Origin of the sequence: Mesorhizobium sp. M1328 (assembly GCF_040318075.1) — a bacterium.
Classification (GTDB): Bacteria; Pseudomonadota; Alphaproteobacteria; order Rhizobiales; family Rhizobiaceae; genus Mesorhizobium.
Genome location: NZ_JAMYLO010000002.1, coordinates 234,320 through 257,079, shown reverse-complemented (window position 1 = coordinate 257,079; position 22,760 = coordinate 234,320). Strand labels below are relative to the sequence as shown.

General features: G+C 63.3%; 20 protein-coding genes. 9 read left to right on the top strand and 11 right to left on the bottom strand.

Going from position 1 to position 22,760, the window contains the following annotated elements; translation table 11 throughout:
- The first annotated feature begins 9 nt into the window (after window positions 1–9).
- From NKH23_RS05815 to NKH23_RS05775, 9 genes are all read left to right on the top strand, one after another.
- Window positions 10–1,521 carry an aldehyde dehydrogenase family protein gene (locus NKH23_RS05815; RefSeq protein WP_352910728.1) on the top strand — a complete coding sequence of 504 codons (1,512 nt, stop codon included), beginning with the start codon at window positions 10–12 and terminating at the stop codon, window positions 1,519–1,521.
- 59 nt (window positions 1,522–1,580) lie between these two features.
- On the top strand, window positions 1,581–2,834 hold the full coding sequence (locus tag NKH23_RS05810; protein ID WP_352713573.1) for an ABC transporter substrate-binding protein: 1,254 nt from the start codon (window positions 1,581–1,583) through the stop codon (window positions 2,832–2,834).
- Between the two features lie 143 nt (window positions 2,835–2,977).
- Window positions 2,978–3,937 carry a carbohydrate ABC transporter permease gene (locus tag NKH23_RS05805; protein ID WP_353034344.1) on the top strand — a complete coding sequence of 320 codons (960 nt, stop codon included), beginning with the start codon at window positions 2,978–2,980 and terminating at the stop codon, window positions 3,935–3,937.
- Window positions 3,934–4,878 (top strand): carbohydrate ABC transporter permease, encoded by a 945-nt coding sequence (locus NKH23_RS05800; protein WP_352713578.1) that lies wholly within the window; start codon window positions 3,934–3,936, stop codon window positions 4,876–4,878. The genes NKH23_RS05805 and NKH23_RS05800 overlap by 4 nt, the downstream gene beginning before the upstream one ends.
- 4 nt (window positions 4,879–4,882) lie before the next feature.
- Window positions 4,883–5,998, top strand: a complete 1,116-nt coding sequence (locus tag NKH23_RS05795; RefSeq protein WP_352713581.1) for an ABC transporter ATP-binding protein — start codon at window positions 4,883–4,885, stop codon at window positions 5,996–5,998.
- 5 nt (window positions 5,999–6,003) lie between these two features.
- Entirely contained in the window at window positions 6,004–7,518 is a 1,515-nt protein-coding gene (locus tag NKH23_RS05790; protein ID WP_352910724.1) for a GMC oxidoreductase, read from the top strand.
- A complete protein-coding gene (locus tag NKH23_RS05785; RefSeq protein WP_353034342.1) occupies window positions 7,515–8,276 on the top strand; it encodes a 3-ketoacyl-ACP reductase in 762 nt (253 codons plus the stop codon). The genes NKH23_RS05790 and NKH23_RS05785 overlap by 4 nt, the downstream gene beginning before the upstream one ends.
- A gap of 46 nt (window positions 8,277–8,322) precedes the next feature.
- The gene (locus NKH23_RS05780) at window positions 8,323–9,951 is read left to right on the top strand and encodes a GMC family oxidoreductase (protein ID WP_352713590.1); all 1,629 of its coding nucleotides are present in this window, start codon (window positions 8,323–8,325) and stop codon (window positions 9,949–9,951) included.
- 10 nt (window positions 9,952–9,961) lie between these two features.
- A complete protein-coding gene (locus NKH23_RS05775; protein WP_352910721.1) occupies window positions 9,962–10,273 on the top strand; it encodes a Dabb family protein in 312 nt (103 codons plus the stop codon).
- Here the strand turns inward: NKH23_RS05775 and NKH23_RS05770 are convergent, their stop codons facing one another.
- The 11 genes from NKH23_RS05770 to NKH23_RS05720 all read right to left on the bottom strand — a co-directional run bounded on the left by NKH23_RS05770 (window position 10,274) and on the right by NKH23_RS05720 (window position 22,742).
- Entirely contained in the window at window positions 10,274–11,119 is an 846-nt protein-coding gene (locus NKH23_RS05770) for an EamA family transporter (protein WP_353034340.1), read from the bottom strand.
- A gap of 7 nt (window positions 11,120–11,126) precedes the next feature.
- On the bottom strand, window positions 11,127–12,041 hold the full coding sequence (locus NKH23_RS05765) for an endonuclease/exonuclease/phosphatase family protein (protein WP_353034338.1): 915 nt from the start codon (window positions 12,039–12,041) through the stop codon (window positions 11,127–11,129).
- Window positions 12,042–12,130: 89 nt separating this feature from the next.
- Entirely contained in the window at window positions 12,131–13,681 is a 1,551-nt protein-coding gene (locus NKH23_RS05760) for a cation:proton antiporter (protein ID WP_352713595.1), read from the bottom strand.
- 182 nt (window positions 13,682–13,863) lie between these two features.
- The gene (locus tag NKH23_RS05755; RefSeq protein WP_023675358.1) at window positions 13,864–14,928 is read right to left on the bottom strand and encodes an ABC transporter ATP-binding protein; all 1,065 of its coding nucleotides are present in this window, start codon (window positions 14,926–14,928) and stop codon (window positions 13,864–13,866) included.
- Window positions 14,929–14,944: 16 nt separating this feature from the next.
- Entirely contained in the window at window positions 14,945–15,736 is a 792-nt protein-coding gene (locus NKH23_RS05750; RefSeq protein ID WP_352568166.1) for an ABC transporter permease, read from the bottom strand.
- The gene (locus NKH23_RS05745) at window positions 15,733–16,647 is read right to left on the bottom strand and encodes an ABC transporter permease (protein ID WP_352910716.1); all 915 of its coding nucleotides are present in this window, start codon (window positions 16,645–16,647) and stop codon (window positions 15,733–15,735) included. The genes NKH23_RS05750 and NKH23_RS05745 overlap by 4 nt, the downstream gene beginning before the upstream one ends.
- A gap of 64 nt (window positions 16,648–16,711) precedes the next feature.
- Complete coding sequence (locus NKH23_RS05740; protein ID WP_352713598.1) at window positions 16,712–17,818, bottom strand: ABC transporter substrate-binding protein; 1,107 nt, start codon at window positions 17,816–17,818, stop codon at window positions 16,712–16,714.
- Window positions 17,819–18,060: 242 nt separating this feature from the next.
- Entirely contained in the window at window positions 18,061–19,233 is a 1,173-nt protein-coding gene (locus tag NKH23_RS05735) for an iron-containing alcohol dehydrogenase (RefSeq protein ID WP_352713600.1), read from the bottom strand.
- A gap of 38 nt (window positions 19,234–19,271) precedes the next feature.
- The gene (locus tag NKH23_RS05730) at window positions 19,272–19,757 is read right to left on the bottom strand and encodes a DUF2569 domain-containing protein (RefSeq protein ID WP_353034335.1); all 486 of its coding nucleotides are present in this window, start codon (window positions 19,755–19,757) and stop codon (window positions 19,272–19,274) included.
- Between the two features lie 42 nt (window positions 19,758–19,799).
- The gene (locus NKH23_RS05725) at window positions 19,800–21,188 is read right to left on the bottom strand and encodes an aldehyde dehydrogenase family protein (protein ID WP_352910713.1); all 1,389 of its coding nucleotides are present in this window, start codon (window positions 21,186–21,188) and stop codon (window positions 19,800–19,802) included.
- A gap of 183 nt (window positions 21,189–21,371) precedes the next feature.
- Complete coding sequence (locus NKH23_RS05720) at window positions 21,372–22,742, bottom strand: glutamine synthetase family protein (RefSeq protein ID WP_352713609.1); 1,371 nt, start codon at window positions 22,740–22,742, stop codon at window positions 21,372–21,374.
- Between the last annotated feature and the right edge of the window lie 18 nt (window positions 22,743–22,760).

The window sequence follows — 22,760 nt, the reverse complement described above, 5'->3', positions numbered from 1 at the left end:
GAAACTCACATGAACGCACCTCTCAACATCGCCATGCCCGCCGAGGCAGCCGCAGCGCCGAAAAGCTACCGGCTGCTGATCGGCGGCAAGTTCATCGACGCCCAGGACGGCCGCACACTGGAGCGCAGCAGCCCCGGCCACGGCTTCACCGTCTCGCGCTATGCACAGGCCGGCGCGGCGGACGTGGAGGCGGCGGTACAGGCCGCGCACAAGGCCTTCGAGACCGGCCCGTGGCCGCGCATGAAGGCCGCCGAGCGCGCCGCGATCCTGCTCAGGACGGCTGACCTGATCGAGGCGCGGCTGGACGAGATTGCCCGGCTCGACGCACTGGAATCCGGCAAGCCGATTGCCCAGGCGCGCGGCGAGATCGGCGGCGCCGTCGACATCTGGCGCTATGCCGCGGCACTTGCGCGGACGCTTCACGGCGAAAGCTACGCCAATCTCGGCGACGCCATGCTCGGCGTCGTGCTGCGCGAACCGATCGGCGTCGTCTCGATCATCACGCCGTGGAATTTTCCCTTCCTGATCGTCAGCCAGAAGCTGCCCTTCGCGCTCGCCGCCGGCTGCACGGCAGTGGTCAAGCCGAGCGAGATGACCTCGGCCTCGACTTTCGTACTCGGCGAGATCCTGATGCAGGCCGGCCTGCCGGATGGCGTCGTCAACATCCTTGCCGGGCTGGGCGCCGATGTCGGCGCACCGATGGTCAGCCATCCGCTGGTCGAGATGGTGTCGTTCACCGGCTCCACCCGCGTCGGCAAGATGACCATGGCGTCTGCCGCCAACTCGCTGAAAAAAGTCGCGATGGAGCTCGGCGGCAAGAACGGCCAGATCGTCTTTCCCGACGCCGACCTCGAGGCCGCCGCCGACGCGGCGGTTTTCGGCGGCTTCTTCAATGCCGGCGAATGCTGCAATGCCGGCAGCCGGCTGATCGTCCATGAGGCGATCGCCGGCGAGTTCCTCGGCGCCGTCAAAGCACTCACCGCCAAGGTGACTGTCGGTGACCCGCTCGACGACCGCACCAAGGTCGGCGCGATGATCTCCACCGACCATGTGGCCAAGGTTACCGGCTACGTGACGGCAGCGGAGAGCGGCGGCAGCCGGATCTATTGCGGCGGCAAGCAGCTTGCTTCGAGCGCCGGCCAGTATCTTGATCCGACCATCGTTGGCGACGTCACCGAAGACATGGCCATTGCGCGCGAGGAAGTGTTCGGGCCGGTGCTCTCGGTGCTGACTTTTGAGTCGATTGAAAGGGCGTTGCACATCGCCAACAACACGCCCTATGGTCTGTCGGCGGGCGTGTGGAGCGCCAGCATCGATACCTGCATGTCGGTGGCGCGGAATGTGCGTTCGGGAACCGTTTGGGTGAACACGTTCATGGAGGGTTACCCCGAACTGCCTTTCGGCGGCTACAAGCAGTCCGGTCTCGGACGCGAACTCGGCAAGCGCGCCGTCGAGGATTATACCGAGGAAAAGACAATCCAGTTTCATCGCGGCCAGCGCACCGGATGGTGGGTCGGCTGAGTTGGGAAGAACCCGGCGGGCATCCGCCGGTCGTGTAGGTTCAACAAGGGAGGAAGTACATGTTGCGCAAACTGCTTATCGGGACGGCTCTCGCATCAGGCGTTGCGTTCGCGGCCCATGCCGAGGACGTCAAGGAAGTCCAGATGCTGCATTGGTGGACGTCGGGCGGTGAAGCTGCCGCTCTGAACGTGCTCAAGCAGGATCTGGCCAAGGAAGGCTTTGCCTGGAAGGACGTGCCGGTGGCCGGCGGCGGCGGCGACGCCGCCATGACCGCGCTGAAGGCGATGGTGGCGGCCGGCAACTACCCGACCGCCTCGCAAATGCTTGGCTACACCGTGCTCGACTATGCCGCAGCCGGCGTCATGGGCGATCTGACCGAGACGGCGATAAAGGAAGGCTGGGACAAGTCCGTTCCCGCGGCCCTGCAGAAATTCTCCGTCTATGACGGCAAGTGGGTCGCGGCTCCGGTCAACGTCCACTCGGTCAACTGGCTGTGGATCAACAAGGCGGTGATGGACAAGATCGGCGGCACCGAGCCCAAGACCTTCGACGACTTCATCGCGTTGCTCGACAAGGCCAAGGCGGCGGGCGTCGTCCCGCTCGCGCTGGGCGGCCAGAACTGGCAGGAAGCGACCATGTTCGACTCGGTCGTGCTGTCGACGGGCGGGCCTGAGTTCTACAAGAAGGCCTTCAACGACCTCGACGAGGAGTCGCTGAAGTCCGACACGATGAAGAAGTCGTTCGACAATCTCGCCAAGCTCGTCACCTATGTCGACCCGAACTTCTCGGGCCGGGACTGGAACCTCGCCACCGCCATGGTCATCAAGGGCGATGCGCTGGTGCAGGTGATGGGTGACTGGGCCAAGGGCGAATTCAACGCCGCCAAGAAGGTCCCGGGCACCGACTTCCTGTGCTACCGCTTCCCCGGCACCGACGGCAGCGTCGTCTACAACTCCGACATGTTCGGCATGTTCAACGTTCCGGAGGACCGCAAGGCCGCCCAGATCGCCCTGGCCACCGCCACGCTGTCGAAGAGCTTCCAGTCGGCCTTCAACGTCGTGAAGGGCTCTGTTCCGGCCCGCACCGACGTGCCGGATACCGATTTCGACGCTTGCGGCAAGAAGGGCATGGCTGACCTGAAGGCCGCCAATGAAGGCGGCACGCTGTTCGGCTCTCTGGCGCAGGGCTATGGCGCGCCTCCGGCGGTTGCCAACGCCTACAAGGATGTCGTCTCGAAATTCGTCCACGGCCAGATCAAGACCTCGGACGAGGCCGTGACCCAACTGGTCAGCGCGATCGAAGACGCCAAGTAAGCGCCCGCCGATGTGAATGATCTCCCCGGCGCAAGCCGGGGAGAGTCCTCTGCGGTGGGGTTTGCGGTTGCGCCGACCGGCACGCTTTCGTGCCGCAGAGGCCGCGACGACAGAATTCCGGACCCGCGATACGGAATGGACAGATGAGCACAGTTGCTGAAACCAGTATCACGCTGACGCCGGAGCACGGTGCCCGTCCGGGCGCCTCGGTGCGCTCGCGCCTTCAGGACGCGCTGCCGAAGCTCGTGCTGGCGCCAAGCTTTGCCGCCACCGTCGTCTTCGTCTACGGCTTCATCCTGTGGACGATCTATCTGTCCTTCACCAATTCCAAGACCTTCCCGTCCTATGCGATCACCGGGCCACGCGCCTATCAGCGGCTCTGGCGCTGGACCTTCGAAAGCGACCCGCCGTCCAGCTGGTACACGTCGATCACCAATATGGGGATTTTCGGCTTCCTCTACATTTCCATCTGTCTGGTGCTCGGCCTGTTCCTGGCGATCCTGCTCGACCAGAAGATCCGCGGCGAAGGTGTGCTGCGGCCGATCTATCTCTACCCGATGGCACTGTCGTTCATCGTCACCGGCGTTGCCTGGAAATGGTTTCTCGACCCCGGCCTCGGCCTCGAGCAGACGCTGCACCAATGGGGCTGGACGAGCTTCCATTTCGACTGGATCAAGAACAAAGATTTTGTCATCTACACGGTGGTCATCGCCGGCGTCTGGCAGGCGTCGGGCTTCATCATGGCGATGTTCCTGGCCGGCCTGCGCGGCATTGACGGCGAGATCCTGAAGGCGGCGCAGATCGACGGCGCCACCACCTTCCAGCTCTACCGCCGCATCGTTATCCCGCTGCTGCGGCCGATCTTTCTCTCGGCCTTGATCGTGCTCGCGCATCTCGCCATCAAGTCCTACGATCTGGTCGTCGCGCTGACCAGCGGCGGGCCGGGCGGTTCGGCCTGGCTGCCGTCCAATTTCATGTATGAGTACACCTTCAAGCGCAACGAGATGGCCGTCGGCTCGGCCAGCGCCGTGATCATGCTGATGACCATCACCGCGATCATCGTTCCCTATCTCTATTCCGAGCTTCGGGAGAAGCCGCGATGAGCGCTATAGCCACTCCTGCTCGCCAGAGCACTGGCGGTATCAGCGCCAGGACGGTCAACCGTATCGTCATTTACGGGCTGCTGGCGCTGTTCGCGCTGTTCTACCTGATGCCGCTGTTCGTCATGCTGGTGACCTCGTTCAAGACCATGGACGAAATCCAGAACGGCAACATGCTGGCGCTGCCGCAGGCGCCGACCTTCGCACCCTGGATAAGGGCATGGAGCGAAGTTTGCTCGGGTCTCACCTGCGTCGGCATGAAGGGTTATTTCTGGAATTCGATCAAGATGGTGGTTCCGGCCGTCGTCATCTCGACCCTGCTCGGCGCACTCAACGGCTATGTGCTGACGAAGTGGCGCTTTCGCGGGGCGACGCTGGTATTCGGGCTGATGCTGTTTGCCTGCTTTATCCCGTTCCAGTCCGTCCTCTTGCCCATGGCAACGATCCTCGGCAGCCTCGGCCGGTTCGGCGTCAAGCTGCAGAACGCGACCGGCCTCACCTTCGGCTTCGGCAATCCGACGGTGAACCTGGTATTCGTCCACGTCGTCTACGGCATCGGCTTCACCACCCTGTTCTTCCGCAATTATTACGAGGCGTTTCCGAACGAATTGGTGAAGGCGGCGCAGATCGACGGCGCCAGCTTCTTCCAGATCTTCCGGCGCATCATGCTGCCCAACTCGCTGCCGATCATCGTGGTGACGGTCATCTACCAGTTCACCAACATCTGGAACGATTTCCTCTTCGCCTCCGCCTATGCCGGCTCAGGCGACGTCATGCCGATGACGGTGGCGCTGAACAACGTCGTCAACACCTCGACCGGCGTCGTCGAATACAACGTCAACATGGCGGCGGCGATGATCGCCGCGCTGCCGACGCTCCTCGTCTATGTGCTCGCCGGCCGCTATTTCGTGCGCGGCCTGATGGCCGGCGCCGTCAAAGGATAATCGGATGGCTTTTCTGGAAATTGACGGGTTGAAGAAGCGTTTCGGATCGGTCGAGATCCTGAAAGGCATCGACCTCGATCTCGAAAAGGGCGGCTTCCTCGTGCTGGTCGGGCCGTCCGGTTGCGGCAAGTCCACGCTGCTCAACACCATTGCCGGCCTGGAAACCATCACCGAAGGCGAAATCCGTGTAGACGGACGCACGATCAACGATCTCCACCCCTCCAAGCGCGACATCGCGATGGTCTTCCAGAGCTACGCGCTCTATCCGAACATGACGGTCGCCGGGAATATTGCCTTCGGCATGGAGATGCGCGGCGTGCCGGTCGGCGAGCGCCAGAAGGCGATCGACAAGGTGGCGAAGGTCCTGCAGATCGGCCATTTGCTGAAGCGCAAGCCAAGCCAGCTTTCCGGCGGCCAGCGCCAGCGCGTCGCCATGGGCCGGGCGCTGGTGCGCGATCCCAAGCTGTTCCTGTTCGACGAGCCTTTGTCGAACCTCGATGCCAAGCTGCGCGTCGACATGCGCATCGAGATCAAGCGCCTGCACGCCACCACCGGCACCACCATCGTCTACGTCACGCACGACCAGATCGAGGCGATGACGCTGGCCACCAAGATCGCGGTGATGCGCGACGGCGAGGTGCAGCAGTTCGGCACGCCGGCCGAAATCTATAACAATCCGACCAACCTGTTTGTTGCCGACTTCATGGGCTCGCCGGCGATGAACCTGATCCCGGCTACGATCGGCAGCAACGGCAGCGGCTTCTCCGTCGTCATGGAGCGCGAGGCGCGCCAGCCGATTTCGCTGCCGCTGGCCAATGCGCCGGTCGGCCTGTCGGCATTCCAGGGCAAACCGATCATCTTCGGCGTCCGCCCGGAAGCACTGACCGACCCCGAGGGTGCCGAACGCAACGCCTCGAACATCGCCCGCGCCGACTGTCACATCGAGGTCATCGAGCCGGCCGGCTCGGATACTTTCGCGGTCACCAATCTCGGCGGCAAGGCGGTGGTCGCGCGGCTGCGCGCCGACGCCAACATCCAGCCCGGCACGGTCACGCCGCTCGCCTTCAACCTGACCAAGGCGGTGTTCTTCGATCCGGCGACCGAGAAACGCATCGTCTGACGGCCATGACAAATCCCGACATCGTCATCATCGGCTCCGGCATAGGCGGCGCCACGATCGCCTCCGGCCTTGCCGGCAGTGGCGCCTCGATCCTGATGCTGGAGCGCGGCGAACCACTGCCGCTAACGCCGCACACACGCGACACCCGCGCAATCTTCGTCGACGGCCATTATCGGCCTAAGGAGATGTGGCTCGAGGCCGGAGGTGCTGCGTTCAATCCCGGCAATTACTACTATGTCGGCGGCAATTCGAAATTCTACGGCGCCGTGCTGATCCGCTACCGCGGGCAAGACTTTTCGGAGATGGAGCACTATGGCGGCATCTCGCCGGCCTGGCCGTTTTCCTATGAGGAATTCGAACCCTGGTATTCCAGGGCCGAGCAGCTTTTCCGCGTGCGCGGTGCACTCGGCGAAGACCCGACCGAGCCGTTCCACTCGATGCCCTACCCTTTCGGGCCGGTGCCCGACGAGCCGCCGATCGCGCGAGCGCGCGCCGAGCTCAGGAGCCTAGGCCTGCACCCGGCATCGCTGCCGCTCGGCGTCGACATCGAAGCCTGGCTGAAGGACGGCAGCACGCCGTGGGACGCGTTTCCCAACACAGGCGCCGGCAAGGTCGACGCCCAAACGGGACCGCTGGCCGCCGCACTTGCCGACCAGAACATCAAGCTCGAGACCGGCGCCCATGTCGAACATCTCGAGGCATCGCCGGATGCGAGGACAATCGCCGCCGTCCATTATCGACAGAACGGTACGCTGAAGAAAGTCGCGCCGAAACTGGTCATCCTATCGGCCGGCGCGGTCAATTCCGCCGCCATCCTGCTGCGCTCGCCCACCCCTGAGGGCAAAGGCGGTGGCAAAGGCCTGGCCAACCGCTCCGACCAGGTCGGCCGCAACTTCATGAACCACAATTCGAGCGCCATGCTGGCGATCGATCCACGCCGCCGGAACAAATCCGTCTACCAGAAGACGCTGATGCTGAACGATTATTATCTGTCCGACGGCAAGGGCGGCAAGCCGCTCGGCAACGTCCAGCTCCTCGGCAAGATCGACGGCAACATCCTCAAGGCCAATGTCAGGCGCGCGCCCAAATTCGCGCTCGATTTCATGGCCGGCCACGCCGTCGACTGGTATCTGATGTGCGAAGACCTGCCCGATCCCGAGAGCCGCATCATGGTCGACGGCAAGGACATCGTCATGCAGTGGCGGCGCTCCAACATGCAGTCGCTCGACGGACTGACCAAGGTGATGCGCGAGAATTTCCGCGCCTGCGGCTATCCGATCGTCCTGTCGCGGCCGTTCGACAAGCGCACGCCCTCGCATCAGTGCGGCACGGTGAAGATGGGCAACGATCCGGCGACCTCGCCGCTCGACCCGTTCTGCCGCTCCTTCGACCACAGCAATTTGTTCGTCGTCGATGCCGGCTTCCTGCCGAATTCGGCCGCCGTCAATCCGGCTCTGTCGATCGCCGCACAGGCGCTGCGCGTCGCCGATCATATCCGCAAGACGGAGCTTGCAACATGAGCCGCCCGGCAGCGATCGTCACCGGCGGCGCGCGCGGCATCGGCCTTGCCTGCGCCGAAGCGCTCGCAGATTCCGGCTTCGACATCCTCGTCGCCGACCTTGCCGACGAAGCCGCCGACGGGCTCGCCGCCGACATCACCGGGCGCGGCGCGAAATTCGCCTATGCCAGCAGCGACATCGCCGATCTCGGCGGCCATGCGGCACTTGTCGATGCTGCATTGAATGCCTTCGGCCGCATCGATTGCCTGGTCAACAATGCCGGCATCGGCGCCGTCCTGCGCGGCGACCTGCTCGAGCTCAAGCCGGAAAATTTCGACCGGGTGCTCGGCATCAATCTGCGCGGCACCGTATTCCTCGGCCAGGCCGTTGCCAAAGCGATGCTCGGCCTGCCGAGCGATGGTGCGAGATCGATCATCACCATCACCTCGGTCAGCGCCGCCATGGCCTCGCCGGAACGTTCCGAGTACTGCATTTCCAAGGCCGGGCTTTCGATGTGGGTGAAAAACCTGGCACTGCGGCTTGCCACTGAAAACATCGCGGTGTTCGAAGTGCGGCCGGGCATCATCCGCACCGACATGACCGCAAGTGTCACCGCCAAATATGACGGGCTGATCGACGGCGGGTTGGTGCCGGCGATGCGCTGGGGCGAGAGCGAAGATATCGGTGCCGCCGTGGCGGCGCTCGCCGGCGGCAAGCTCGGCTTTTCGACCGGCTCGGTCATCAATGTCGACGGCGCGCTGTCGGTGCCGAGGCTATGAACAGGTGACGCCATGACGGACTACATCCCATGACTGGCTACATCCCATGACCGACTACATAATCGTTGGCGCCGGCCCGGCCGGCTGCGTACTCGCCAACCGGCTGAGCGAAGATCCGTCGCATCAGGTGCTGCTGCTCGAAGCCGGCGGCAAGGACTGGCATCCGCTGATCCATATGCCGGCCGGTTTTGCCAAGATGACCAAGGGCATCGCCGCCTGGGGCTGGTCGACGGTGCCGCAAAAGCACATGAACGACCGCGTCTTCCGATACACGCAGGCCAAGGTGATAGGCGGCGGCTCGTCGATCAACGCCCAGATCTACACGCGCGGCAACGCCCGCGACTACGATGCCTGGGAGAAGGAAGAAGGCCTTGCCGGCTGGGGCTATCGTGACGTGCTGCCCTATTTCAAGCGCGCCGAGAACAACCAACGCTATGCCAACGATTTTCACGGCGACCAGGGCCCGCTCGGCGTGTCGAACCCGATCGCGCCGCTGCCGATCTGCGAGGCCTATTTTCGCGCGGGACAAGAGATGGGCATGCCCTTCAATCCCGACTTCAACGGGGTAGCCCAGGAGGGCGTCGGTTACTATCAGCTGACGCAGAAGGACGCGAAGCGCTCCTCCGCCTCGGTCGCCTATCTCCGGCCGATCCGCGAGCGCAAGAATCTCACCGTCAGGACCGGCGTTCTGGTGACGCGCATCGTCGTCGACAAGGGCCGCGCCATCGGCGTCGAGATCGTCGACAGGCCGGGCGGCCAGCCAACGATCCTGCGCGCCGAGCGCGAGGTGATCGTCTCGTCCGGCGCCATCGGCTCGCCGAAGCTTCTGATGCAGTCGGGCATCGGCCCGGCCGACCATCTGAAGGCGGTCGGCGTCACACCGGTGCACGATCTGCGCGGCGTCGGCTCCAACCTGCAGGATCATCTCGACCTGTTCGTCATCGCCGAATGCACCGGCGATCACACCTACGACAACTACGCCAAGCTGCACTGGACGGCTTGGGCCGGCCTGCAGTATCTGCTCCTGAAGAAAGGCCCGGTGGCTTCCAGCCTGTTTGAGACTGGCGGCTTCTGGTACGCCGATCCGACCGCCGCCTCTCCCGACATCCAGCTGCATCTCGGCCTCGGCTCCGGCATCGAGGCCGGCGTCGAGAAGTTGAACAATCCGGGCGTGACATTGAACTCGGCCTTCCTGCGCCCGCGCTCGCGCGGCACGGTGCGGCTGAACAGTGCCGACCCGGCCGACCGCCCGCTGATCGATCCGAACTATTGGTCCGATCCCTATGACCGCGACATGTCGATCAAGGGGCTGAGGCTGGCGCGCGAGATCATGCGGCAGAAGGCGCTGCAGCCCTATGTGCTGCGCGAGGTACTGCCGGGACCTGACCTGCAGAGCGGCGACGAGTTGTTCGACTACGCCTGCCGCAGTTCCAAGACCGACCACCACCCGGTCGGCACCTGCCGCATGGGCCACGATGCGATGAGCGTGGTGACGCCCGATCTCAGGCTGCGCGGTATCGAGGGCCTGCGCGTCTGCGACGCCTCGGTGATGCCGCGCATCCCCTCCTCCAACACCAATGCGCCGACGATCATGGTCGGCGAAAAGGGCGCCGATCTGATCCTTGGCCGCGAGCCGCTGCCGCCGGCAGTGTTTTCCACCAACCGAGCGGCATGAAGGACAAGGAATGATCAGGCACTGTGTCTTCGTCAGATTCCGCGACGATGTCGCCAACGCCGAGCGCGCGGCAATCCATGCCGATCTCGAAGCGTTGCGGTCGGTGATCGACGGCATGGGCAAGGTCGAATTCAGCGCCAATACCAGCCCGGAACCCTTCGCTCGCGGCTTCACACACGGCTTCACCATCGACTTTCGCGACGCTGCGGCACGCGATGGCTATCTCGAGCATGAAGCGCATCAGCGAGCCGGCGCAAGACTGGTCGCGGCGCTCGAAGGCGGCATCGACGGGCTGATGGTGTTCGACCTGGAGATCGTGTGACTATCCCATTCTCAGCGCAACAACGCCGGCGACGATGCTAAGCACCGCGGCACCTCGCCATGCCGTCATCTTCTCGCCGAGTGCGAACACCGAGATCATCATGGCGAACAGGATCGATGTTTCTCGCAGCGACGCCACCGAGGCGATCGGCGCCTTGGTCATCGCCCACATGACGATCCAGTAGGCGCCGCCGCTGAGCACGCCTGTATAGATTCCCGCCTTCCAGTCGCGCGCCAGCACCGGCAGCGCCTGTGGGCCGCGAAAGACGACGCACAGCACCAGCGCCCACAGCGCATCGCAGACGAACAGCCAGGCCGCATAACTCGACGCGGTGGCGGCCAGCCGCGCGCCGCTGCCGTCCGACAGCGTGTAGCTGGCGATGAAGATCGATGTGCCCAGCGCGAAGCCGACGGCGCGCAGGTTCAATTTCTCCAGATGCGCGCCGCCGCGAAACGACAGCACCAGCGTGCCCGCCGACAACAAGAGGATGCCGACGATGGCGAGCGGCGCCGGCATCTCGGCAACCACCACAATGCCCCCCAAAGCGGCCAGCAACGGCGCGGTGCCGCGCGCCAGAGGATAGGTCTGGGCGAAATCGCCGGCCTTGTAGGCGCCGATCAGGAACGTCCTGTAGCCCATGTGGAAGACAACCGAGGCGAGGATGTACGGCCACACTTCCGGCTTCGGCACCTCGACAAAGGGCAACGTCACCAGCGCCGCGGCACCCATGCCGAGCGTCATCAGCGTGATCGACAGGAAACGGTCGAGATGGACCTTGACCAGCGCGTTCCAGATCGCATGCACGGAAGCGGCGGCGAGCACCGCGAAAAAGACAAACAGGCTCATCGTCGGTTCATCCGCCGCCCGTTCCGATGGCGATCGGCGTCTCCAGGTCGATATCCACCCAGAGCGGAAAATGGTCGGAGGCGATTTGGCCGATATCGGCGCTGACCGAGCGCACGCGCCCCGCAAACATGCCGCCGACGAAGCAATGGTCAAGCCGGCGCCTTGCGATCCTGCCGTCGATGGTCTTCACATGGGTATGAAAGTCCGACGTCGGTTCGCTGGCGACGGCGGCGGCATCGACAAAACCGTCGAGATAGGCGGCACCGCGATGATAGGGCGTGCTGCCGACGATGCGCCGGTACTCGGCGCTGCCCGGCTCCATGTTGAAGTCGCCCATCCAGATCGCCGCCACGGGGTTTTCCGGCTCCTGTTCGCCATTGCTCCAGTTGCGCGCCGGCTCGTCGTCGGCGCCGCTCCATGGCCCGCCCTCGGAGGGCGTACGGCGATGCTCGGCGAGCAGGTATTCGATCTGCTCCAGCCGCTCCTCGGCGGCGATATGCGCGAGATGCAGCGACAGCACCCGCACCGGGCCGGCAGGGGTGCGGATCATGCATTCGAGTGCCGCGTTGCGGGTGTTGAGCGGACGCAGCGTGCGCCTGAGCGGCAGCGTATGCAGCCGCGACCAGACGATCGGCAGCTTCGACAGAACCATGGTGCCGAATTGCCGCCGCCGGTTGGCGACGCGGCCGTCACGCCGCTCGCTGGCATCCATGTCGAAGGCCGGACCGTAGACCCAATGGTAGTCGGGCAGCAATTGCGAAAGAAGTTCCGGCTGGTCGTCCTCGTTGCTGCGCCGCCAGTGCCGCTCCACTTCCTGCAAGGCGATAATGTCGGCACCGGCCACGACATTGGCACAGCGCGCCAGGTCGTAGCGGCCATCGCTGCCGAAGCCGTACTGGATGTTATAGCTGACCAGCTTCATTGCTTATCCGGCTCAATTTCTTGCTGGCAGTAGCCGTTCGCTGGATTGGTTGCAATGTGCAGCCGGACAGAGGCAGCTTGGGCCAGATGCTAAGTGGTCAGCGGCTGGAACCGACCGGGCGGGGATGCTGCCAGTTCCGACCAGTCGATCTCTTCCTCGAGGCGGTGGTAGGCCTCGTCGCCGATCGTTCCGTCGATGCGCAAGCGCTCCAGCGCATCGCGCTGGCTCTTGATGGCATAAAGACGCAGTCTGTCATACTCGGTCGCCGCCTGGGCATTCTCCGGGTTTTCGGCGATGGCGCGCTGGGCGGCATATTGCTCTCGCACCGCCCCTGCCGCGCTCGATGTCTTGCCGCTGAGCACGTCGAGCGCCGCCTGCATGATGGCGACGCGCGCCTGCGCCACCTCCCGGTCGACCGTCCGGTCGAGGTCGAGATTGAGCAGAAGCAGCAACGGTTTCAGGCTGACGCCTTGCAGCACCAATGTGCCGAGCACGACCGTGAAAGCGGCGAGCACGATCGGATCACGGCCCGGAAAGTCGGCCGGCAAGGCGAAGGCTGCCGCAAGCGTCACCAGGCCGCGCATGCCGCACCAGCCGATGAGCACGCCGCCGCGGAATGTCGGTGCGTCCTTCCGCCTGTCCTCGTCGCCCAGACGTGCCAGCTGTCTGAGGATCGCGCCGCAGCCCAGCACCCAGACAAGCCGCGATACGATGACGACGGCCAGCACGGCCAGGGCAAAGACGAACGCCTCGCTTTGCCCTTGTTCGGCAAGTCGGCCGACGATCGATCGCGCTTGCAGGCCCATCAGGACGAAGGCCAGGACGTTGAGCACGAACACCGCCGTCTCCCAGACCGAGTAGGAGCTGACACGATTCCTTGCCGGCATGCGGCGCGGCGACGTACGTGCGATCGTCATGGCATAGACGACGATCGTGATGATGGCGGAAAGCCCTATCCTGTCGGCCAGGATCCAGACACCGAAGGTTGACGCGAATTGAACCACTGTGCCGCTCGCCGGATCGTCGATGCGGCCGAGTATCGCGAGAGACAACCGGCCGAGCACATAGCCTGCGGCAAGGCTGCCGACCGTCGACAGCAGGATCATTGGAACGGCACTGCTCAACAGGATGGAGCCGGCGGCTGCGGAAACCGACATCCTGTAGATCAACAGCGCCGTGGCGTCGTTGAGAAGGCTCTCGCCTTCCAGGATGGCGGTGATGCGGTGCGGCACCTTGAATTGTCCGAGTACGGCCGCGGCTGCCACGGCATCGGGCGGCGCTACGATCGCGCCAAGCGCTATGGCGGCGGCAATGGGCAGGCCTGCCATCGTCCAGCCGACCAGCGCGACCGTCACGGTGGTGAAGATGACGGCGCCAAGCGCCAGCAGGATGAGCGAAACCTTGTAGCGGTTGAGATCGCGCAGCGACGTGTCGTAGGCCGCGTCGAGCAGAACCGGCGCGATGAACAGAGCGAGTGCCAGTTCCGGGTCGATCTCGATGGTCGGTGCAAACGGCAGGAAGGCGATACCGGCGCCGGCCAGCGCCAGCAATGACGGATAGGGAATCTGCAGACGCCGCGACAGCGCGGTCAGGGCGACCGCGATGAGAAGCAGGACAAGGGTGAGTTCAAAAAGCGCCATGTCCTATCGTAGCGGTGAAGCCGGGCGATTGGCACTGCAAAAACGGCCACGGCTTTGGCTGCTGGTGAATGGTGAATGGTGAATGGTGAATGGTGAATGGTGAATGGTGAATGGTTGCTTGCAGAGAAATTTCGGCGCGTAAAGTGCCCTCTTACTATTCACTATTCACTATTCACTATTCCCTAATGCAGCACCAGCATGTCGCCCGACGAGAACGAAATCTCGGCCTTTTCGCCGACAGCGGGTGGCGGTGTGGCCGGACTGTTGAACGTGTCGAGCGAGACCGTGCTGCCGCCGATGCCGACGCGCACCCGGATGACCGAGCCGAGGAAATGCACCTCGGCGATTTCGCCCGAAAGGCTGGAATCGCGACCGGGGTGGCGGCCGAGCGAGATCGCCTCGGGCCGCAACGCCAGCGACAGCGTGTCGCCGGACTTCGAGCCGTTGAGCTTGCCCTTGAGCGAGACCTCTTGCGAGTTGACGCGAACCTTGCCCGAAGCCGCGTCGGTGACCGTGCCTTCGAGCACGTTCAGCGTGCCGACGAAATTGGCGACGAATTTGGTTGCCGGCCGGTTGTAGATCTCGAACGGCGTGCCGACTTGCTCGGCCTTGCCGCCATACATGACAGCAATGCGGTCGGAGATCGACAGCGCCTCTTCCTGGTCGTGGGTGACGAAGATGGTGGTGATGCCGAGCTTCTTCTGGATCGAGCGGATTTCCTCGCGTAGCGACACGCGCACCTTGGCGTCGAGCGCCGACAGCGGCTCGTCGAGCAACAACAGCTTCGGCTTGGGCGCAATCGCCCGCGCCAGCGCGATGCGCTGCTGCTGGCCGCCGGAAAGCTGATAGGGATAGCGGTCGCCCATCTGCGGCAGCTTGATGATGTCGAGCATTTCGGCCACGCGCCTGTCGGCATCGGCTTTCGGCATACCGGCGACCTTCAGCCCGAAGCCGATATTCTGCGCCACGGTGAGGTTCGGAAACAGCGCATAGGCCTGGAACACCATGCCGACATTGCGCTGATTGGGCTTCAGCCGGGTGATGTCCTTGCCGGCCACGACGATCTTGCCGGCGGACGGCTCCTCGAAACCGGCGACCATGCGCAGCACCGTCGTCTTGCCGCAGCCCGATGGCCCGAGGAAGGAGACGAATTCGCCTGGCTCGACGTCGAGGTTGAAATCCTGCACCACGGTGATGGGGCCGAAGGATTTTCGCACATGCTGGATTGAGAGGAAGGGCTCGGTCATGGCTTTTTCCTTCGGGTCAGTTCGGACGGTTCGCCGATCGCGGCGCGAAACGCGACAGGATCTGGATCAGCGACATGCAGCCCCAGGTGATGGCGAAGGCGATGATGGCAAGCGCCGCCGGCTCGTAGGCGCGGTTGGCGCCGACGTTCTGCAGATAGGGTCCGAAGGCAGGCCGGTTGAGCAGGCTGGCCATGGTAAATTCACCGATGACGATGGCGAAGGTCAGGAAGGCGCCCGACAGCACCGCGATCAGCACGTTGGGCAGGATGACCCGGGTGATGATCGTGCCCCAGCCGGCGCCGAGGATCTGCGCCGCCTCGGTCAGTGTCCGCACGTCGATGGTGCGAAGCCCGGTGTCGACGGCGCGATACATATAGGGCAGCGCCAGTGTCGCATAACCGATGACCAGCAAGGCATTGGCTCCTGTGTCGCTGGCCAGGAACGGCAGCGGTGAATTCGACCCGTACATTCTGATGTAGCCGAAGACGATGACGATGGCCGGGATGACCAGCGGCAACAGCGTGATGAACTCGACGACGGGCCTTAGCTGCGGCAGCCGCAGACGAATCCAGTACGCCGCCGGCACCACCACCAGCACGCCAAGGACGATGGTGAAGATGGCGGCGACCACCGAATAGATGAAGGTCGCCTGGAAGCGGGGATCGCCGAGCACGACCTGATAGGCATCGAAGGAATAGGCGCCGCGCCGCATGCGCATGGAGAATTCCACGGTCGCGATGAGCGGAATGAAGAAATAGGCAGCGCCCAGCGCGAAGACGATCCAGGCCCAGAATCTGCCGGACTTCATTTGAGCCACCTCTCAGAGCGCGTCCGGAACCAGATGTAGAAGACATTGGCCAGCCCGGTGATGACGATCATGCCGAAGGCGATGGCGTAGCCGAGATGGGCATTGTGCAGCACGTCACCGCGGATCTGCGCGTAGAGCAGGATAGGAACGATATTAAGCGCGGAGCCGGTCAGAGCGTAAGCGGTGGCGATGGCACCGAAGGCGTTGGCGAACAAGAGGATGACGGTGCCGAGGAAGCTTGGCCAGATCACCGGAATGACGACCAAGCGCCAGAACTGCGCCTGGGTCGCGCCAAGCGTTGCCGCCGCTTCGCCCCATTCCTTCTTCAGCCCATCGATCGCCGGCACGATGATCACCACCATCAGCGGGATCTGGAAATAGACATAGGTCAGCGTCAGGCCCCAGAACGACAGGATGTTGAAACCATGGGCATAAATGTTGAAGCCGACCAAGACGTTGAGCAGCACCGTGGCGAGCCCGAGCCGGCCGAGCGTCGCGAGAAAGGCGAAGGCCAGCGGCACGCCGGCAAAATTGGAGGCCACGCCGGAGAAGGTCAGCGTCGCCGAGCGTATCCAGTCCGGCAGCCCGCCGCGCACGATGGCGATGGCAATGGCAAGCCCCGCGAAAGCACCGATCAGCGACGAGGCGAGGCTGACCTTGATTGAGATCCAGTAGGCGGCAACGATCGACGGCTGCGCCAAGGCCGCTATGTTTTCGAAAGTGAATTCGCCGGCATCGTTCCGGAATGCGCCCAGCATCAGATAGAGCGTGGGCAGGATCAGGAACATGATGGCGAAGATGAAGAAAGGCGCAACGCCAAGCCATTGCGTCGGCAGCCTCATGCTGCGGGCGTCGGCAGGAGGCGCGGTCTTCCCGGCAACAGCGTGATCGGACAACGAGATATCGGTCATGCGCCGGCTACCGTCCTGGAGGTATGCCGGGCGGCGATCTAAGCCGCCCGGCTGATCTCAAGTCTTACTTGACGTTGGCGCCGACGACGGCATCCCAGTTCTTGGTGATGGCTTCCTTGGCCTTGCCCTGCTCGTCGAGCGTCGGGAACACCGCGGCTGCATAGGACTCGGCCGGCGGCAGCTTGGCCATCACGTCAGCCGGGAGCTTGCCATTCTTGGCGAGGTCGTTGAAGCGGATCGGGTGACAATAGCCCTTCAGCCAGCCGATCTGGCCTTCGTCCGAATAGAGATATTCCAGCCATAGCTTGGCAGCATTCGGGTGCGGCGCGTAGGCACTAATCGCCTGAACATAGACGCCGGCGACGACACCGGTCTTCGGCACGACGACGTCGACCGGCGGATTGCCCTTCAGCGTATCGCGGCCGGCAAGCGCGTTATAATCCCAGGTCACCAGGATTGGCGTCTGGCCTTGGGCAAGCGTCGCGGGCTTGCCGATGACCGGCACGAAATTGCCGGCGGCGTTGAGCTTCTTGAAGAAGTCGAGACCAGCCGTGCCGGCGGCTTCGCCGGCAGCCGCACCGCCGGAAAGGCCGGCGGCATAGACGGCCTGGATGGCCTGGTTCGAAGCGCGCGGGTCACCGGCGAGCGCAACGGTATTGGCGAATTCCGGCTTCAGCAGGTCGGCCCAGTCGGCCGGCGCTTCCTTGACTAGGTCCTTGTTCACCAGGAACGAAAGCACGCCGTAATAGTCGCCGGTCCAGAAGCCATCGGCATCTTTGGCGCTGTCCGGGATCGAGTCCCAGGTTGATACTTTGTAAGCCTGGATCAGGCCATCCTTCTTTGCGGTGGGGCCGAACGACAGGCCGACGTCGATGACGTCGGGCGCCTGCGGGCCCTTGTTGTCCTTGTTGGCCTTGATCGCCTCGACCTCGTCACCGGAGCCGGCATCGGGGTTGAGTTCGTTGATGGTGAGTTCCGGATATTTCGCCTTGAAGCCGTCGATGACCGCGCCGTAGCCGCACCAGTCATGCGGCAGCGCGATGACCGTGAGCTGGCCTTCAGCCTTGGCTGCGGCGACCAGTTCATCCATGGACTGGGCCGACGAGATGGCAGAGGTCGCCATCAGGGCGACGGCCGAAAGGGAAAACAGTTTTCCCGTGAATTTGAACATGTGTTCTCTCCGTTGAACTGACGCCGTTGGACGCCTGCGATGCGGTATCGTTTTCGTGTGACAGCCAGATGAAAGCTTTGTGAAAGCGACGCCCTGCAGTACGAAAAAGTAAACTCTTTTTAACCGGCTGTAGCAATCGCTGCGCCGTTATTTTTCCGGCTAACTAGTTTCGGCCTTGCCTTTCATCCTTTCCCCCTTTCTTCGCCTCTTTTCCCAAGTGGATTTCCAATGCTGAAGTTGTCTTAGACGGCGCCGGCGATGGCATTTTCGAGCAGCGTCAGCGCCGCCTTCTTGGTCAGCTTGACCGGGTTGCCGCCGGCGGTCGGGTCGACCACCGCCATGTCGGCGATCAGGCCCTTGCGCTTCTTGTCCATGTCGAGCCCCTTGATCAGGTCGGGCAGCGCGTGCGGCACCTTGAGCTCCTTGCGCAGCTTGATGATCGCCTTGGCAAAGCCGTCGAAGCCGCCCTTGATGCCGCAATAGGCGGCGAGCCGGGCGATGCGCGGCTCGATCGCCTCGCGGTTGAAGGCCAGCACATAGGGCATGAACACGGCGTTGGTCATGCCGTGGTGGGTGTCGTAGAGCGCGCCGATCGGATGCGACAGCGAATGAATCGCGCCAAGCCCTTTCTGGAAGGCGGCGGCCCCCATCGCGGCGGCACTCATCATGTTGGCCCGGGCGACCAGATCCTTGCCGTTGGCATAGGCTTTCGGCAGGTTTTCGAAGACCAGCCTGATGCCTTCCACGGCAATGCCGTCGGCCATCGGGTGATAGCCCGGCGCGCAATAGGCTTCGAGGCAATGGGCAAGCGCATCCATGCCGGTGCCGGCGGTGATGAAGCCGGGCATGCCGACCGACAGTTCCGGATCGGCAATGACGATCGCCGGCAAAAGTTTCGGATGGAAGATGACCTTCTTGGTATGGGTCGCTTCATTGGTGATGACGCCGGCGCGGCCGACCTCCGAGCCGGTGCCGGCCGTGGTCGGCACCGCGATGATCGGCGCGATCGCATCGGCATCGGCGCGCGTCCACCAGTCGCCGACATCCTCGAAATCCCAGACCGGACGTGTCTGCCCGGCCTGGAAGGCGATCAGCTTGCCGAGGTCGAGCGCCGAGCCGCCACCAAAGGCGATGACGCCGTCATGCTTGCCCTTCTTGAACACGGCAATGCCGGCGGTCAGGTTGGAATCCACCGGGTTCGGCTTGACCTCCGAAAACACGCCATACGGCACCTTGGCGTCGTCGAGGATCTTCAGCGTCGAGGCCACCACCGGCAGCTTGGCCAGTCCTGGATCGGTGACGAACAGCGGCCGCTTGATGCCGGTCGCCGCCAGCACCTCCGGCAGCTCCTTGATGCGCCCGGCGCCGAAGCGGACGGTCGTCGGGTAATTCCATTTGGAAACGAGTTTTGTCATTTCGACCTTCTTGACTGCTTTCATGCTCTCGGATGTCGTTAATTCGCAAAGGTATTGGCCACACGGTCTGAGCGCATCATGTACGGAATCCAGATGGCTGCGGCCCAGACGGAGCGGTAAATTCCGCGCATCGTTTCCCTGTCGAACGCATCAGCCAAGGTTGGAAAGGTCTCGGGAAAAACCAGATGCGCGGCCCATGGGTCGAGGATGGCATATACCGGCATCGCGACTGCCCAAATCATGTACCAGCCGGGGAATATCTCCCAGCGCTTGAACATGAAGAACAACAACAGGGCCGGGGCTGTAAAGCTTAGAACGCCTGCTGTCACCAGTTCGGCAACGAGCAGCGCACCTTGAGAAAAACTGAAGGCCTGCCAGTCGAAGCCGAGATAGTCGACACCAAACATTTGCATCAGCCCCAGTATCGGCGTGAGCATCAACCCGAGCATCGGCAGGACAAGCCATCCGCCGATACCCTCGGGACCTTCACGATCTGGCAGGGCCGATTGTTGCGTATCCGCCATTACTCCCCCTCAACAGCGATCGTATGCTTGTCGATCGCCACCTTAGATCGCTTCGCGTAGATGGTATGATTTCGGCCTGGTCAGATTGTCGTAGCCGATGGCCGACAGTGCCGCGCCCTTGCCGGTGTCCTTGACGCCGGTCCAGACCAGCGCCGGATCGAGATAGTCGCAGCGGTTCATGAACACGGTGCCGGTCTCGACGCGATCGCCGATCGCCGCTGCATGGTCCGTGTCGCGCGTCCAGATCGAGGCGGTCAGCCCATAGGGGCTGTCGTTCATCAGCGCGATCGCCTCCTCATCGTTGCGCACCTTCATGATGCCGACGATCGGGCCAAAGCTTTCCTCGCGCATGACGCTCATCTGGTGGTCGACCTGGGTCAGCACTTCCGGCGCCAGATAGGGCGAACCTTGCCTGTCGTTGGCCACCTTCATATTGATGTGCGCCTTGGCGCCCTTGCGCAGCGCCTCGGCCTTCTGCTCACGGATCAGGTCGGCGAAGCGCGCCTGCGCCATCGGCCCCATGGTGGTCGCCTGGTCGAGTGGATTGCCGATGACGTAGTTCCTGGTCTCGGCGATGAAGCCTTCGACGAATTCGTCGTAGACCTTCTCGTGGACATAGACGCGCTCGATGCCGCAGCAGCACTGGCCGGAATTGAAGAAGGCGCCGTCGACCAGATTGGCAACGGCATGGTCCATCTTGGCATCCGGCAGCACATAGGCCGGATCCTTGCCGCCAAGCTCGAGGCCGAGCGTCATGAAGGTGCCCGCCGCCGCCTTTTCGATGGCGCGGCCGCCGGCGACCGAGCCGGTAAAGTTGACATGGTCGATCTTGCCGGAGCCGAGCAGCCTTTCGGTCTGCGCATGGTTCAGGACGAGGTTCTGGAACAGGCCCTTGGGCAGGCCGGCTCTGTCGAACGCCTGCTGAAAACGTTCGCCGACCAACAATGTCTGTGCCGCGTGCTTGAGGATGACGGCGCTGCCCGCCATCAGCGCCGGCACGATGGTGTTGACGGCGGTGAGATAGGGATAGTTCCACGGCGCGATCACCATGACCACGCCGAGTGGCACTTTTTTCACATAGCGGCGAAAGCCGTCCTTCGGATTAGAGGCCATGACCGGCTTCAGTGCCGCCTCGGCGATCTCGACCATGTAGGAGACGCGCTCTCTGACGCCGCCGAACTCGCCGCCATAACGCACCGGCCGACCCATCTGCCAGGCGATCTCCGGCACGATCTCGTCTGTCATGGCGACCAGCGCTTCCAGCATGGCAAGCATGTACTTGCCGCGCTCGACGACCGGCGTCTGCGCCCACTTCTCCTGCGCCGCCTTGGCGCGCTCGACCGCGGCACCGATCGCCTGGTCCGTCGCCAGAGGCCGTTCGGCATAGATCGAACCGTCGACGGGGGATTTTATCTTGACCGTTTCGGTCATGCCTTGGGTCCTCGCATTCTACAATAATTCTCGTTGGTCACGCCGCCCCTCATCCGCCTGCCGGCACCTTTCCGCCTATAGTGACGGAGAAGGGACAAGCTCCAGCGCTGGCGACCCCCCTCTCCCCGTTCTTCACGAGAGGGTAGAGGTGAGGGGCGGGCGGTGCTGACATTGCCAGGTCATCTAATACCGCTCGAACCCTCTGTGCAGTTCCCAGTCCGTAATCCGGCGGTCGTACTCGAACTGTTCCCAGTGTGCCGTGTGGACGTAATGTTCCAGCACATCGTCGCCGAGCGCCTGCCTCAGCATCTTCGATTCCGCCAGCGTCGCCGTGGCATCGCGCAATGTCTTTGGAATTTCAGGCAGCTGCGAGGCCTGGTAGGCGTCACCGATGAAAGGCTTCTGCAGTTCAAGCTTTTCATCGATGCCGGCAAGCCCGGCCGCGATCAGAGCGGCGAAAGCCAGATAGGGGTTCAAATCGGCGCCGCCGATGCGGCATTCCATGCGAATGCCCTTGGTGCCCTCGCCGCAAAGACGGAAACCGGCGGTGCGGTTGTCCTCGCTCCACATGATCTTGGTCGGCGCAAAGGTGCCGGCCTGGAAGCGCTTGTAGGAGTTGATGTAGGGCGCCAGGAACCAGGTGAATTCCTTGGCATATTTGAGCTGGCCGGCCGCCCATTGCTGGCCGAGCGTAGACAGCGTCCACTCGGCATTTTTGTCGTAGAACAATGGCGTCTTGCCGTCGGCGCTCCACAGCGAATTATGGATGTGGCTGGAATTGCCGGCGAGCCCGTAATTGTACTTGGCCATGAACGAGATCGCCTTGCCTTCGGACTCGGCGATTTCCTTGGCGCCGTTCTTCAGGATGACGTGGCGGTCGGCCATGTCGAGCGCCTCGGCGTAGCGGACATTGATCTCTTCCTGGCCGGGACCCCACTCGCCCTTCGAATTCTCGATCGGGATGCCGGCCGCCTCCATCTCGTTGCGCAGCCGGCGCATGACGCCTTCTTCCTTGGTGGTGATGCCGATCTGGTAGTCGCCGATGTAGGGCGATGCCGTCTCGAGGCCCTGCCAGTGCTTCTTGCGGGCGGAATCGTAGGTTTCGCTGAACAGATAGAATTCGAGCTCGGAAGCGAAATAGCCGATATAGCCGCGTTCCTGCAGCCGCTTGACCTGCTTCTTCAGTATGGCGCGCGGCGAATGCGCCAGGTCGTCATGGGTATGGTGGTCGAGCACGTCGCAAATCACCAGCGCCGTCTTCTCCAGCCACGGAACGAGCCGCAGCGTCGCAAGGTCCGGCTTCATGACGAAATCGCCATAGCCCTTCGACCAGCTCGCCGCCTTGTAGCCGGGCACCGGTTCCATATCGATGTCGGCGGCCAGCAGGTAGTTGCAGCCATGCGTCTCGTCATGCGCGGAATCGACGAAGTACCGGGCCAGGAACCGCTTTCCCGCAAGCCGCCCCTGCATGTCGACGATGCAGGCCAGCACCGTGTCGACCTCGCCGCTGGAGACCGCTTGCTTCAACTGATCGAACGAGAAATTTCCGGCCATTCTTACGGCACTCCAGCG